This is a genomic window from Reyranella sp. (assembly GCF_965279625.1).
GTDB lineage: Bacteria > Pseudomonadota > Alphaproteobacteria > Reyranellales > Reyranellaceae > Reyranella.
The window spans coordinates 596,442-609,785 of record NZ_OZ257251.1; the positions used below are offsets into that span (position 1 = coordinate 596,442).

13 protein-coding genes are annotated in these 13,344 nt (G+C 67.5%); 3 read left to right on the top strand and 10 right to left on the bottom strand.

Going from position 1 to position 13,344, the window contains the following annotated elements; genetic code table 11:
- Nucleotides 1-3: 3 nt before the first annotated feature.
- The 5 genes from ACQY78_RS02700 to ACQY78_RS02720 all read right to left on the bottom strand — a co-directional run bounded on the left by ACQY78_RS02700 (nt 4) and on the right by ACQY78_RS02720 (nt 4,965).
- Entirely contained in the window at nt 4-1,656 is a 1,653-nt protein-coding gene (locus tag ACQY78_RS02700) for an NTP transferase domain-containing protein (RefSeq protein WP_428682499.1), read from the bottom strand.
- Nucleotides 1,653-2,381, bottom strand: coding sequence for an XdhC family protein (locus ACQY78_RS02705; protein ID WP_428682501.1), 729 nt, complete (start codon nt 2,379-2,381; stop codon nt 1,653-1,655). Before ACQY78_RS02705 ends, ACQY78_RS02700 begins: the two co-directional genes overlap by 4 nt.
- Nucleotides 2,382-2,385: 4 nt before the next feature.
- Entirely contained in the window at nt 2,386-2,706 is a 321-nt protein-coding gene (locus ACQY78_RS02710; RefSeq protein ID WP_428682503.1) for an XdhC family protein, read from the bottom strand.
- Between the two features lie 3 nt (nt 2,707-2,709).
- Nucleotides 2,710-3,972: a vWA domain-containing protein gene (locus ACQY78_RS02715; protein ID WP_428682505.1), complete on the bottom strand. Its 1,263-nt coding sequence runs from the start codon at nt 3,970-3,972 to the stop codon at nt 2,710-2,712.
- A 69-nt stretch (nt 3,973-4,041) separates the two neighbouring features.
- On the bottom strand, nt 4,042-4,965 hold the full coding sequence (locus tag ACQY78_RS02720) for an AAA family ATPase (RefSeq protein WP_428682507.1): 924 nt from the start codon (nt 4,963-4,965) through the stop codon (nt 4,042-4,044).
- Nucleotides 4,966-5,072: 107 nt separating this feature from the next.
- On the opposite strand from ACQY78_RS02720, the gene ACQY78_RS02725 reads away from it, so the two are divergent.
- Together ACQY78_RS02725 and ACQY78_RS02730 are read left to right on the top strand one after the other, a co-directional pair.
- Nucleotides 5,073-5,816: an SDR family NAD(P)-dependent oxidoreductase gene (locus tag ACQY78_RS02725; protein WP_428682509.1), complete on the top strand. Its 744-nt coding sequence runs from the start codon at nt 5,073-5,075 to the stop codon at nt 5,814-5,816.
- Entirely contained in the window at nt 5,816-7,219 is a 1,404-nt protein-coding gene (locus ACQY78_RS02730; protein ID WP_428682511.1) for an amidase, read from the top strand. Before ACQY78_RS02725 ends, ACQY78_RS02730 begins: the two co-directional genes overlap by 1 nt.
- A gap of 79 nt (nt 7,220-7,298) precedes the next feature.
- Here the strand turns inward: ACQY78_RS02730 and prpB are convergent, their stop codons facing one another.
- The 5 genes from prpB to ACQY78_RS02755 are packed head-to-tail and all read right to left on the bottom strand — an operon-like array spanning nt 7,299 to nt 11,155.
- Nucleotides 7,299-8,222 carry a methylisocitrate lyase gene (prpB, locus tag ACQY78_RS02735; protein ID WP_428682513.1) on the bottom strand — a complete coding sequence of 308 codons (924 nt, stop codon included), beginning with the start codon at nt 8,220-8,222 and terminating at the stop codon, nt 7,299-7,301.
- Between the two features lie 11 nt (nt 8,223-8,233).
- The gene (locus tag ACQY78_RS02740; RefSeq protein ID WP_428682515.1) at nt 8,234-9,124 is read right to left on the bottom strand and encodes a DMT family transporter; all 891 of its coding nucleotides are present in this window, start codon (nt 9,122-9,124) and stop codon (nt 8,234-8,236) included.
- An 8-nt stretch (nt 9,125-9,132) separates the two neighbouring features.
- On the bottom strand, nt 9,133-10,059 hold the full coding sequence (locus tag ACQY78_RS02745; protein WP_428682517.1) for a hypothetical protein: 927 nt from the start codon (nt 10,057-10,059) through the stop codon (nt 9,133-9,135).
- Between the two features lie 38 nt (nt 10,060-10,097).
- Nucleotides 10,098-10,772, bottom strand: a complete 675-nt coding sequence (locus ACQY78_RS02750; protein WP_428682519.1) for a DUF1007 family protein — start codon at nt 10,770-10,772, stop codon at nt 10,098-10,100.
- Nucleotides 10,769-11,155 carry an acyl-CoA thioesterase gene (locus ACQY78_RS02755; RefSeq protein ID WP_298317830.1) on the bottom strand — a complete coding sequence of 129 codons (387 nt, stop codon included), beginning with the start codon at nt 11,153-11,155 and terminating at the stop codon, nt 10,769-10,771. Before ACQY78_RS02755 ends, ACQY78_RS02750 begins: the two co-directional genes overlap by 4 nt.
- Nucleotides 11,156-11,264: 109 nt before the next feature.
- On the opposite strand from ACQY78_RS02755, the gene parE reads away from it, so the two are divergent.
- Complete coding sequence (parE, locus tag ACQY78_RS02760) at nt 11,265-13,277, top strand: DNA topoisomerase IV subunit B (RefSeq protein WP_428682521.1); 2,013 nt, start codon at nt 11,265-11,267, stop codon at nt 13,275-13,277.
- The last annotated feature ends 67 nt before the right edge of the window (nt 13,278-13,344 follow it).

Consider the following 13,344-nt stretch of genomic DNA (forward strand, 5'->3'; position numbering starts at 1 on the left):
TACTCATGCCGGTACCCTCGCCCGCCACGCGGCCAGCGCCTCGGGCGTGTCGATGTCGGTAATCGCCGCCTCGCCCGTCATCTCGACCTCGCAGACGAGATCGGCATGCTCGCCGATCAGGTGCTTGGCGCCGCTGTCGCCCGACAGTTTCGCCATCTCGGGAAAGAAGCGGCGCGCCCAGAGGACGGGATTGCCGCGCTTGCCAGCCACCGTAGGCACACAGATCGCGCGGCCCTCGACGGGGCTGAAGGCGGCCATCAGGCGATTGAGCAGCGGCGCGCCGACGCCCGGCATGTCGCCGAGCTGGACGACCGCTGCATCGACGGTGGTCGGCAGAGCGCCGATGCCGGTGCGCACTGAGGTGCTCAGGCCCTCGGCAAAATCCGGATTGGTAGCGAAGCGCACGCGCGAGCGTGGCGGCACGGCTTTCTCGACGGCGGCTCGGACGTCGTCGGCCATGTGCCCCAGCACGACCACGACCTCGACCGCCTGCGAGGCGAGGGCCGCCTTCACCGCATGGACGACCAGCGGCGCGCCTTCGGCCTCGGCCAGAAGCTTGTTAGGCCCGCCCATGCGAGTCGAGCGGCCGGCAGCCAGAACCAGAACGGCCACCCTTGGCGCCTGCTGCGGGCCGGCTTCTTCGGCCTCAGGCTCGTCGCGCGGCTGCGGGCGGCTGGGAATCTCAGCAAGCAGCCCGCCCGACCCCATACGCACGATCTCGGCACGGCCGACCGGCAGGCGCGCGGCGAGCCGTTCCAGCACCATGTCGAAGCCGTTGTACTTGGGTGACTTGGCGCAGCCCGGCAGGCCCAGCACCGGCTTGCCGTCCAACTCGGCCGTGAGCAGCAGGTTGCCCGGATCGACCGGCATACCGAAATGGATGAGCTTGCCGCCTGCCGCTTCGATGCCGGCCGGCACCACGTCGTGCCGGTCGACGATCGCCGAGGCGCCGGCAATCAGGAACAGGTCACAGCCCTCGGACTTCAGCTCGGCCAGCGCATCGGCAATGGCCCTGGCGTCGTGCGCGACGCGGCGCTCGCCGTTCAAGGTGCTGCCGAGCGAGGTCAGGCGCTTGGTGGTCGTGCTCACCGCCTTGTCGAGCACCTTGTCACGCGTGCCCGGCAGTTTGGTCTGGACGAGGCCTGCGCGCATCGCCTGGAACGGCGCCACGGAGATCATCGGCCGGTTGGCAGCCTTGGCAACGTCGACGGCGCGCGCGACCGCGGCGCGCGGCGCGCCATAGGGAATGATCTTCACTGTCGCCACCATCTGGCGCGGCTCGACTCGCGCGAAGGGCGGAAGGGTGGCCACCGTTACCGACTCGTCCAGCTCGTTCAGGGCGTCGATGCGCTCCTGGTCGAGCACGGCGAGGCCGGCTTCGCGGGCGAAATGATTGCAGCGGCCGGTGAAGGCCGCGGTGACCTCGATCCCCTCGCCTGCCAGCGCGCGGGCGACCGTTGCTGCGGCCTCGTCCTCGTGCACGTCGTCTTCATCGAGTCGCGCAGCGACCACCGTCGAGACACCGGCTTCCTTCAGGCGCGCGATATCCTCATCGGAGAGGACGCGCCCCTTGGCGAAATTGATCCCATCGGCGCGCCGGCTGTGCGCCAGGATGGCGCCGGCGGCCTCGTCGACCGGTGTCTCGCCGAATCTCACGCCGCAGCGACCTTTGGCGCAGACAGGGCTTCGAGGCGGCGCGCCCGCACCTCGATGATCTGGCCGAGGATCGACACGGCGATCTCGGCCGGCGACTTGGCGCCGATGTTGAGGCCGACCGGCCCGTGGACGCGGGTGAACATGTCCTCGGTGATGCCAACTTCGGCCAGGCGCTCCTTGCGCTTGGCGTGGGTGCGCCGGCTGCCCAGCGCGCCGATGTAGAAGACGTCAGACTTGAGCGCCGCTTCGAGCGCCGGATCGTCGAGCTTCGGATCGTGGGTCAAGGTCACAACGGCAGTCGACACGTCGAGGCCCATCGCCTGGAAGGCCTCGTCGGCCCAGTCCTGGATCACCTTCACACCGGGGAAGCGCTGGGTCGTGGCCCAGGCGCCGCGCGGATCGACCACCGTGACATCGAACTCGAGCATGGCCGCCATCGGCGCCAGCGACTGCGCGATGTGCACAGCGCCGACGATGATCAGCCGCGGCGGCGGCACGTAGACGTTCAGGAAGATCTTGGCGCCGCCGATATCCACCGTCTCGCTCTTGCCGATATCCATGGCGCGCTGCGCCGCCGCGACGATCGCGGCATCGCCCGCCAGTTCGCCCTTGGCGTCGTCGCGATAGACCAGCGCCTCGGCGGCATCGCTGAGGCGGGTGGCGAGCGTCACGGCCCGCCGCTTGACGCGCGCGTCCTGGAGGGCGGAGAGGGTTTCGGCTTTCATCGGATCAGTTCACCTTCTCGACGAAGACCTGGACCTTGCCACCACAGGCGAGACCGACATCCCAGGCCTGCTCGTCGCTGACGCCGAAATCGAGCAGCCGCGGCTTGCCGTCCTTGATGGCGTCCAGCGCCTCCTTGACGACCGCGCCTTCGATACAGCCGCCTGACACCGAGCCCACCATGTTGCCGGCATCGTCGACGCCGAGCTGGCTGCCGACGGGACGCGGCGAGGATCCCCAGGTGACGATCACGGTGGCCACGGCGACGCCCTTGCCGTCGGCCTTCCACTTGCCGACCTGATCGAGAACTTCCAGCGCATCGCTCATGGTCTACTCCTTGCGAAGTTCGGTCTGCCATCCCGACAGCCGCTTGTCGGCCCCGACGGTGCGGGTGCCCAGCGCCGCGATCAGCCCGGACAGGCTCTCCAGATTGTGGACGGGCCTGAATTCGTCGACATGCGGCAGCATGGCCTTGTTGCCCTGAGACTTGGGCTCGTAGCCGCCGTACCGCAAGAGCGGGTTCAGCCAGATCATGCGTGAGCAAGACTTATGCAAGCGTTCCATTTCCTCATCCAAACCGGACGCGCCCTCGCGATCCAGCCCGTCGGTGATGAGGAGAACGACCGCACCCTGCCCCAGCACGCGGCGCGACCACTTGTTGTTGAACTCGTGCAGCGCCTGCCCGATGCGCGTGCCGCCCGACCAGTCCTCGACCTGCGACGACGCCTTCTGCAGCGCGATGTCGACGTCGCGGTTGCGCAAGGCCCGCGTCACGTTCGACAGGCGCGTGCCGAAGGTGAAGCAGTAGACGCGGTCGCGGTCGTTGGTGATCGCATGCATGAAATGCAGGAACATCCGCGTGTAACGCGCCATCGAACCGGAGATGTCGCACAGGATCACCAGCGGCGGCGGCCGGCGACGCGGCTCGCGCCGGGCCAGCTCCGTCAGTCCCTCCGGCCGCATCGCACGGCGCAGCGAGGCGCGGAAATCGATCCTCGGCCCGCGCCGCGCCGCCTGGTAGCGCCGCGTGCGCCGTTCCGGCACCGGCAGGCGCAGGCGGGAGATGGCGCGCAAGGCCTCGTCGATCTCCGTCTGCGACATCTGCTCGAAGTCGCGCGTCTGCAGGACCTCGCGGTCGGACACGGTGAAGGTCGCCTCGACCTCGACTTCGGGCGGCTCCTCGGACTGCTCCGGCGGCGCTTCGCCCTGACCGGGCTGCAGCGCCTCCTGCAGACGCCGGCTGAGCTGCTTGCCCTTGTCCTGATCGGCCGGCACGCCGATCTGCGGCAGCAGCATGTCCATCATCTTCTCGAGCAGGCGCGGATTGCGCCAGTAGACGTGGAACGCCTGGTCGAAGATCTCGCGCTGGTCGCGGCGGTTCACGAAGACCGAATGGAGCGTCCAGTAGAAGTCGTCGCGATTGCGGATGCCGGCGGCCTCCACCGCCTCGATCGCACGCAGGATCTGCCCCGGCCCCACGCGAAGCCCGGCCGTGCGCAGGGTCCGCGCGAAGTGCACGATGTTGCTCGCGAGCTTGCCGTCGCGCGGCTCACGTCCCGGAAGCCCGGCCGGCGGATCAGGCAACACGTCCATCACGCAGCGACCCTTCGCGTTCTGGCGCAAGCGAAAGAATCCCATCCGAGCTTGCGGCGCGTCATGTGCTCAGCCCAAGGGCTGGGCGGCGATGTCGGACTTCACCTTGCGCAGGATCTCCGCCGCTTCCGAGCCCTGCAGGCGCTGGATGTCGTCCTGGTATTTGAGCAGCACGCCCAGCGTGTCGTTGATCGTGCGCGGATCGAGATCGAGCACGTCGAGTTCGGAGAGCGCGGTCGACCAGTCGATCGTCTCGGCAACGCCCGGCGCCTTGAACAGGTCGAGCTTGCGCAATTCCTGGACGAAGCCCACGACCTGGCGCGACAGGCGCTCGCTGGCGCCCGGGGCCTTGACCCGCAGTATCTCCAGCTCGCGCTTGAGGTCGGGATAGTCGACCCAGTGGTAGAAGCAGCGCCGCTTAAGCGCGTCGTGGATCTCGCGCGTGCGGTTCGAGGTGATGATGACGATCGGCCGTTCCGCCGCCTTGATCGTGCCGAGTTCCGGGATCGTCACCTGGAAGTCCGAGAGAACCTCGAGCAGATAGGCCTCGAACGGCTCGTCGGTGCGGTCCAGCTCGTCGATCAGCAGGATCGGCGCGCCGCCGACATGCGGCTGCAGCGCCTCGAGCAGCGGACGGCGGATCAGGAACCTCTCGTCGAAGATGTCGGCCGAGAGTTCGCTACGGTCGTGCACGCCCTGCGCCTCCGCGAGGCGGATCTCGATCATCTGGCGGGCGTAGTTCCACTCGTAGACCGCCGAGGCGACGTCGAGGCCCTCGTAGCATTGCAGGCGGATCAGCGGCCGCTTCAGGGTCTCGGCCAGCACCTTGGCGATCTCGGTCTTGCCGACGCCCGCCTCGCCTTCGCAGAACAGCGGACGGCCCAGCTTGAGGGCGAGATAGAGGACCGTGGCGAGGCTGCGGTCGGCGATGTAATCGCCGCCCTGCAGCAGCTCGACAGTGGCGTCGATGGACGCCGGAATGGGCGAAGGCATGAAACTCCCGCGAAAACTCGAGACACCGAAGCGCACAGTGTAGCGGATGCCCCGGCGCGCCGATATGCTGGGATTTGCAAGACAATTCAAGGATTTGGGAGGAAGACATGGAGGTCGAACTGTTCCGGGGCCGGACCGCGATCGTCACCGGCGGCGCACGCGGCATAGGCCTCGCCTGCGCCGCAAAGATTACCGCAGGCGGCGGGCGGGTCGCCCTGTGGGACCGCGATCCCGAGCGCGCGAAACAGTCCGCCGCGACCCTGAAGGGCGCGGTGGCCATCGCCGTCGACGTGACCAGCGAGGCGGATGTCGCAAGGGCGCTGGCCGAGACTGAGAAACTGCTGGCGCCGCCGGACATCCTGGTCGCCAGCGCCGGCATCACCGGCCCCAACACGACCGTGGCCAAATATCCCGTCGATGCCTGGCGCCAGGTGATCGACATCAACCTCACCGGTGTCTTCCTGACCAACCGCGTCGTTGTCGACGGCATGGTACAGCGCGGCTGGGGCCGCATCGTCAACATCGCCTCGGTGGCCGGCAAGGAGGGCAATCCCAATGCCTCGGCCTACTCCGCCTCGAAGGCCGCCGTCATCGGCCTCACCAAGTCGCTCGGCAAGGAACTTGCTACGACCGGCGTGCTGGTGAACTGCGTCGCGCCGGCGGTGGTGAAGACGGAACTGTTCAGCCAGATGACCGAGCAACACATCAACTACATGCTGTCCAAGATCCCGATGAACCGCTTCGGCGAGGTCGAGGAAGTGGCCGAGATGGTCGCCTGGCTCGCCTCTTCCCACTGCACCTTCGCGACCGGTGCGGTTTTCGATCTCTCTGGTGGACGGGCAACCTACTGATGTCTCTGCATGAACTCACCCTGACCGAACTCTCTGCCGGCCTCGCCGCCAAGCGCTTCTCCTCGCGCGAGGTGATCGACGCTTTGCTGTCGCGTATCGAAAAGGCCGACGGCAAGCTCCACGCCTTCACCGAGGTCTACGCGACGGAAGCCCGCGCGATCGCCGACGGCGCCGACACCGCGCGCGCTACCGGATTTCCGCTGCCGCCGCTGCATGGCCTGCCCGTCGCCTACAAGGATCTCTGCGACATCGCCGGTCGTATCGGCACCGGTGGCTCCAAGATGTGGGAGAAGCGTGTCGCGACCGAGACCTCTAACACGGTCGAGCGCCTGACCGCGGCCGGCATGATCCCGCTCGGCAAGCTGCACATGGTCGAGTTCGCCTTCGGCGGCTGGGGCACCAATCCGCTGATGGGCACGCCGTGGAACCCGTGGGACCTCGAGACCCATCGCACGCCCGGCGGCTCGTCGAGTGGCACCGGCGTTGCCGTCGCGGCGCGTCTCACACCCGCCGGTATCGGCAGCGACACCGGCGGCTCGGTGCGCATTCCCTGCGCCTTCAACGGGCTCGTGGGCCTCAAGGTCACGTTCGGCCGCATCGGCCTGCATGGCACGATGCTGCTGTCGTGGACGCTCGACTCGATCGGCCCGATGGCACGCTCGGTCGAGGATTGCGCCCTGATGCTCAATGCGCTGGCAGGCCCGGATCCGCGCGATCCGACGACCCTCGGTCAGCCACTCGAGGACTTCACCGCCTCGACGAAAGGCGGATCGATCAAGGGCCTGCGCATCGCCCTGCCCGACGCCGCCTCGCTGCCTGCCTGCGATAGCGACGTGATCGCGGCCTGGCAGGCCTCGGCGAAGAAGCTGGAAGAACTCGGCGCCATCGTCGAGCCGGTGAAGATCCCCGAATGGTATTTCAATCTCGGCGTCGGCGCGGGCTCGATCTCGGCTTCGGAACTCTGGTCGCTGCATCGCGGCTGGATCGATGACATGAACCAGCCGATCGGAGCGGGCGTGCGCGGCCGCGCGATGGCGGTCAAGGCTTTCCCCCCGGCCCTCTATGCCGAGGAACTGCGCCGCATGGGCCAGCGCCGCGCCGCCTTCAACGCCTGGATGGCGCCCTACGACGCGCTGCTCACGCCGGCGCTGGCCTCGGGTGCGATTCCGGTCACCGAGGTCGACGAGACCTCGCCCGCGATCTCGCTGATGACCCGCCCCGGCAACTATCTCGGCCTGTGCGGCCTCTCGCTGCCCAGCGGCTTCTCGAACGGCCTGCCGATCGGCATCCAGCTCCTGGGCAAGCCCTACGCCGAGGGCACGGTGCTCCGGATCGGCAAGGCGCTGCAGGACGCGACGGACTTCCACAAGCGCACGCCGGACCTGTCGGCGTTGAGTCTGTAGCCGGGGGCGCGCCACTCCAGTGGCGCGTCTTCTGTTGCGACACCGCATGACGCGCCACTGGAGTGGCGCGCCCCCAGCGTCAGTCGCGTTGCGGCATGCCTTGCGGCACGACGGTCTGCACGAGCGAGGCGTCGAGAGCCTCGTACTCGTGGTAGCGGATCGTGTCGTAGAGTTCCTGCCGCGTCTGCATGCGGTCGATCACTTTCTGGGTGCCGCCGTCGCGCTGGATCGCGGCGTACACGCCCTCCTGCGCCTTGTTGGCGGCGCGCAGGGCCGAGACCGGCCAGATGACCATCCGGTAGCCCATCGCCTCGAACTCGGACGCCGTGAAGAACGGCGTGCGGCCGAACTCTGTCATGTTGGCCAGCAGCTTGACGCCGGGCATGGCCTTGGCAAAGGCACGGAACATCTCGGCGTTGGTGAGCGCCTCAGGGAAGATCGCGTCGGCACCGGCTTCGAGATACAGACGGGCCCGCGCCACCGCGCCGTCGATCCCCTCGCTCGCCGCCGCATCGGTGCGCGCGATGATGTAGAGATTGCGTCGGGCCTTGGCCGCCGCGGCGACCTTGGCTGCCATGTCGTGCGGCGGGGCGAGCTTCTTGTCGTTCAGGTGGCCGCATTTCTTCGGCAGGAGCTGGTCCTCGAGATGGACGGCGGCGGCCCCCGCCTCCTCGAAGGCCCGCACCATGTGCATGACGTTCAGCGCTTCGCCGTAACCGGTGTCGCCATCGACCAGGACCGGCAGGCCCGAGGATCGCGCCACCTGGCGGATGAAGAAGCAGACCTCGTCGACCGTGATGACGCCGAGATCGGGCAGGCCCATAGAGGACGACATGGCGGCGCCGGAAAGATAGAGCGCCTCGAAGCCGGCCCGCGCCGCCTGGAGGGCCGCGAGACCATTGTGGGCGCCGGGCATGCGCAGGATCTGCGGCCGCTCGAGCAGATTTCGGAACCGGACGCCAGCCGGCTCCGTCGGAAGATCGGCGGCAACGAGATAGGGCATGTTCCCTCCCTTCAGCTCTTCTGCGGCTTGCGGCCCTGCAGGCCGACCATGAGGCCGGCGCCGATGATCACGGCCGTTCCGAGCCACGTATAGAAGTCGGGCACCTCGGCGAACATCAGGTACCCCACGACGACCGAGCCGATCATCTGCGTGTAGTTGAACGGCGCCACGAAATTCGCCGAGGCATAGGTCATTGCCTTGGCGACGCAATAGTGCCCCAGCGCGCCCAGCGCCCCCAGCGAACAGAGCAGTGCCCAGTCCGTGCCGCTCACCGGCGTCTTCCAATGGAAAGGCAGCCAGATCGACATGAGAATGGCGCCCAGCAGCACGCTGTAGAAGATCGACGTGGCCGGCGCGTCGATCCCCGCGAGCCGCCGGATCAGGATCTGGTACAGCGCGTAGCAGGCGGCGCTGCACAGCAGCAGCAGCGACTGCCACTGGAACACCGCGCTGCCCGGCCGAATCACGATCAGGACGCCGGCAAAGCCCACGATCACGGCGGCCATCCGGAAGAAGGTGATGCGCTCGCCGAGTAAGGGCCAGGCGAGCAGGACGACCGCGAGCGGCGCCACGAAGGTGACGGCTATCGCCTCGGCCACGGGTATGGACTTGACCGCCGAGAAGAAGAACAGCGTGGACAGCAGCATCGTGACCGAGCTGACGAACTGCGTGCCGATGCGCCGCGTGCGCAGCAGGCCGAGGCCCATGCGCGGCATGAACACCGCGGCGACCAGCACCAGGTGCAGGATGATGCGGAACCAGACGATCTCCTGCGGCTCGTAGGTGGCGGCCAGCAGCTTCACCATCCCGTTCATGATCGGGAACAGGGCGCAGGCCGTGCACATGAAGAGCACGCCCAGCAGTGGCCGCGATGACCGGCTGGGCGCCTGGATCTCGGCCATCCGCGGCCTCAGCGCAGGAAGCGTTCGAGCGAGCCCAGCAGCAGCGTTCCGCCGGTTGCGATCACGATCAGCGACGCGGCGATCGCGGTGAAGCGCCCGATCTCCTGCGAGCGCCCCTCGGCGATGATCAGCCGGTGCGCCACCATCGAGGCCATGCCGATGGCAGCCAAGGTGATCGCCATGCCGAGCGCGATGGCGATGACGCCGACCACGCCCGCCCACAGCACGTCGAGCGCGATCGACAGCAGGATGATGATCAGCGCGCCGGCGCAGGGCGCGATGCCGGCGGCCGTCAGCAGCAGCCAGCCGGCGATCGTGCGCTGCGGCGCCTCCCGGCCGTGGTCGTGATGGTGGCCGTGGTCGTGATGGTGGCCGTGGCCATGATCGTGGTGATGATGATCGTGACCATGGGCATGCCCGTGGTCATGGCCATGATGGTCGTGGTCGTCGCCATGCCAATGCTCGTGCAGGCGACCGGTGATGCCCGCCCACAGGCGCCAGAATCCCACCAGCACGATCAGCGTGTAGGAGACGATCTCGACGTTGCGCACTTCGCGCAGCGCTCCCAGCAGGCCGACGGTCGAGGAGAGTTTCAGCGCGCCGGCCAGCAGCAGCGCCGCCAGCGTGTGGGTGAAGGCGATCCAGCCGCCGGCGAAAATGCCCTCGATCCAGGCGCGCGGCCGGCTGCTGTCGAGGAAGTAGGCCACCACGACGGCCTTGCCATGACCCGGCCCCAGCGTGTGAACGACGCCATAACCGAAACAGACGCTGGCCAGGGTCCACAGGGCCAGGGATCCGGTCCCCGACTGCACGTCACGCAGCGAGGTCGAGAGGACCTGGTTGATGCGGCGCTGGTATTCGGCCGAATAGCGCGCCAGTTCGGCGACGCCGTCGCTGAACACCAGTGCGCCTCCCAGCGCGACCAGAAGGAGCACGCCTACCCACAGGAAGGGTGAGCGGAGAGCGGAGGTTCTCAGGGAAGTTGGCATGTCACCACGTCGGCAAAGAAGGGATAGCCGCGAACAAATTCTGACTTGTGCGTCGGATGCTTGCCCAGCGTGCAGCCGGCCGGGACCGAGCCCTTGTCGACCTCGATGCGGATGAAATCCTCGGGATCGTAAGTGGCGATCGACACCAGCTTGGACGGCTGGGGCAGCGCGAAGCGCATGACGTAGACGAGATTGCGCGCGCCCTGCTTGCGCGGCACGCCCGGCGCGTCGGCCCGCTTGTTGGCCGGCATCGGCATGCCGGCATTGTCGCCGGCGTTGCGGTCCCATTCCGGCGGAACGAAGCTCGCCGGATCGTCGATACGCACGGAAAACTGCGGCGCCTTGGGCGGACGGAAGTCCTTTCCGCCGGTGTTGATCCAGCTCAGGTACCCGTCCTTGCCGAGTTCGGGCATCATCTCGTCGGCGAGCAGCTTGGCTTCGCGGGGGGAAACCTTGCCATTCTTGTCCTCGTCGATCAGCGGGATCTCGACCTCGCTGGAAAACGGGTCGAATCGCCATTCGATCTCGACGTGCGTGTATTTCCCGTCCTTGGCGATCATGCGCACGACCTGCTGCACGACGATGTGCGGATGGGCCAGCACCACCGACGGCGCCAGCAGCGCCCAGGCGGCCACGACCGGGGCGAGGAGCCGCCTCACGCGCCGTCCTGGTGCGGTACGGGGCGCGGCTTGCCCTCCTCGTCGATCGCCACGAACACGAAGGTGCCGTGGGTGACGCGCAGGTCGGTTTCCTCGTGGCGGCGCTGGACCACGGTTTCGAGCCCGATGGTGATCGACGTCCGGCCGACCTTCACGACTTCTCCGTAGATCGACACCATGTCTCCCACCTTGATCGGCTGGACGAAGGTCATGGCCGTGATCGCCACCGTGGCCACCCGCCCCTTCGCCACCCGGGCCGCGAGCGACCCGCCCGCGATGTCCATCTGGCTCAGCACCCAGCCGCCGAAAATGTCGCCATTTCCGTTCATGTCGGCGGGCTGCGGGACGGTCCTTACGATGGGATCGCGGCGACTTTCGGACATCAATTCCTCACCGGATGTGGTTGCTTTCACGCGTTTTTGCTACCATACCCATGCCGGACCGGCCACCCAGCGATCCCCTCGCGCGGCCGCGGAAAGACAAGAAGCAGGCATGGCACGAAACGGCGATCTCTTCGATCGGTCTGGCGGCGGCAAGCGTGCCGCGGGGCCGAAGGAAAATTCCTACACGGCGAGTGACATCGAGGTGCTGGAGGGGTTGGAGCCCGTCCGCAAGCGCCCCGGCATGTATATCGGCGGTACCGATGAACGGGCCATGCATCATCTCGTGGCCGAGATCCTCGACAATTCGATGGACGAGGCCGTCGCCGGCCATGCCGACACGATCTGGCTGGAAATGCTGCCGGGCAACTACGTCTCGGTGCGCGACAACGGCCGCGGCATGCCGGTCGACCCGCATCCGAAGTTCAAGAACAAGTCGGCGCTGGAAGTGATCCTCACCACGCTGCACGCCGGCGGCAAGTTCAACAGCAAGGTCTACGCCACCTCGGGCGGCCTGCACGGCGTCGGCGCCTCGGTCGTGAACGCGCTGTCGGACGACCTCGTCGTGGAGGTCGCCCGCGACCGCCAGGCCTGGACCCAGAGCTTCTCGCGCGGCCTTCCGGTCTCGAAGCTGAAGCCGGCCGGCCCCGCGCCCAACCGGCGCGGCACGATCGTCTCCTTCCATCCCGATACCGAGATCTTCGGCAAGCAGCAGTTCGTGCCCGAGCGGCTCTACCGCATGGTGCGCTCCAAGGCCTACCTGTTCCGCGGCGTCGAGATCCGCTGGAAATGCGACAAGTCCCTGCTCCCCAAGAGCGGCGAGATTCCCGAGGAAGAGACGTTCCGCTTTCCCAATGGTCTGAAGGACTACGTCACGTCCGAGATCGGCCAGCGGCCGACCGTCGTGCCCCAACCCTTCGCCGGTGAGGCCAAGAGCGAGAGCAACGGCAAGGTCGAGTGGGCGGTCTGGTGGCCGAATGACGAGGAGGGCTTCGTCCGCTCCTACTGCAACACCGTGCCCACCGCAGAGGGCGGCACACACGAATCGGGCTTCCGCAGCGCGCTGGTGCGCGGCCTCAAGCGCTATGCCGAGCTGACCGGCAACCGCAAGGGCTCGGTGATTACCGCCGACGACGTGATCGACGGTTCGGCGGCCCTCGTCTCGGTCTTCATCGAACAGCCGCAGTTCCAGGGTCAGACCAAGGAAAAGCTGGTCAGCGTCGAGGCGACCAAGATCGTCGAGACGATCGTCGGCGACAATTTCGAGCACTGGCTGATCGGCGACAAGGAAGCCGGCAACGTCCTGCTGGAGCATGTCGTCGCCAAGGCCGAGGAGCGGCTGCGGCGCCGGCAGGACCGCGAACAGCAGCGCAAGACCGCGACGCGCAAGCTGCGCCTGCCGGGCAAGCTCGCCGACTGTTCGAGCTCCGCCTCGATCGGCACCGAGATCTTCCTGGTCGAGGGCGATTCCGCGGGCGGCTCGGCCAAGGCCGCGCGCAACCGCGAGACCCAGGCCATCCTGCCGCTGCGCGGCAAGATCCTGAACGTGGCCAGCGCCACCTCCGAGAAGATGCGCGAGAACCAGGAGATCCAGGATCTCATCCAGGCGCTGGGCTGCGGCGCCGGCACCCACTACAACGACGACCGCCTGCGCTACGAGCGCGTCATCATCATGACCGACGCCGATGTCGACGGCGCGCACATCGCCTCCCTGCTGATGACGTTCTTCTATCGCGAGATGCCGAAGCTGATCGAGAACGGGCATCTGTTCCTGGCGCAGCCGCCGCTCTTTCGCATCAGCAAGGGCGGCCGCACCGAATACGCCCAGGACGATGCCCAGAAGGACGAGCTGATACGGACGGTGTTCAACGGCAAGGCCGACATCACCCGCTTCAAGGGCCTGGGCGAGATGCAGTCGGTGCATCTGCGCGAGACGACGATGGACCCGACCAAGAGGGTGCTCCTCAAGGTTGACGTGCCGCTGATCACGGGCACCGAGCCGGAGGGCCGGATCGAGGACATGCGCACCCGGACCCTGGTCGAGGACCTGATGGGTCGCAAGCCCGAGAAGCGTTACGCCTTCATCCAGGAGAACGCTCGCTTCGCCCGCGACCTCGACGTCTGAGCCTGCTTACGCCGGGCTTACGGGCCGCACGCAAAATTGTGACATCCCGGGAGCTGTGTCCCGGGCG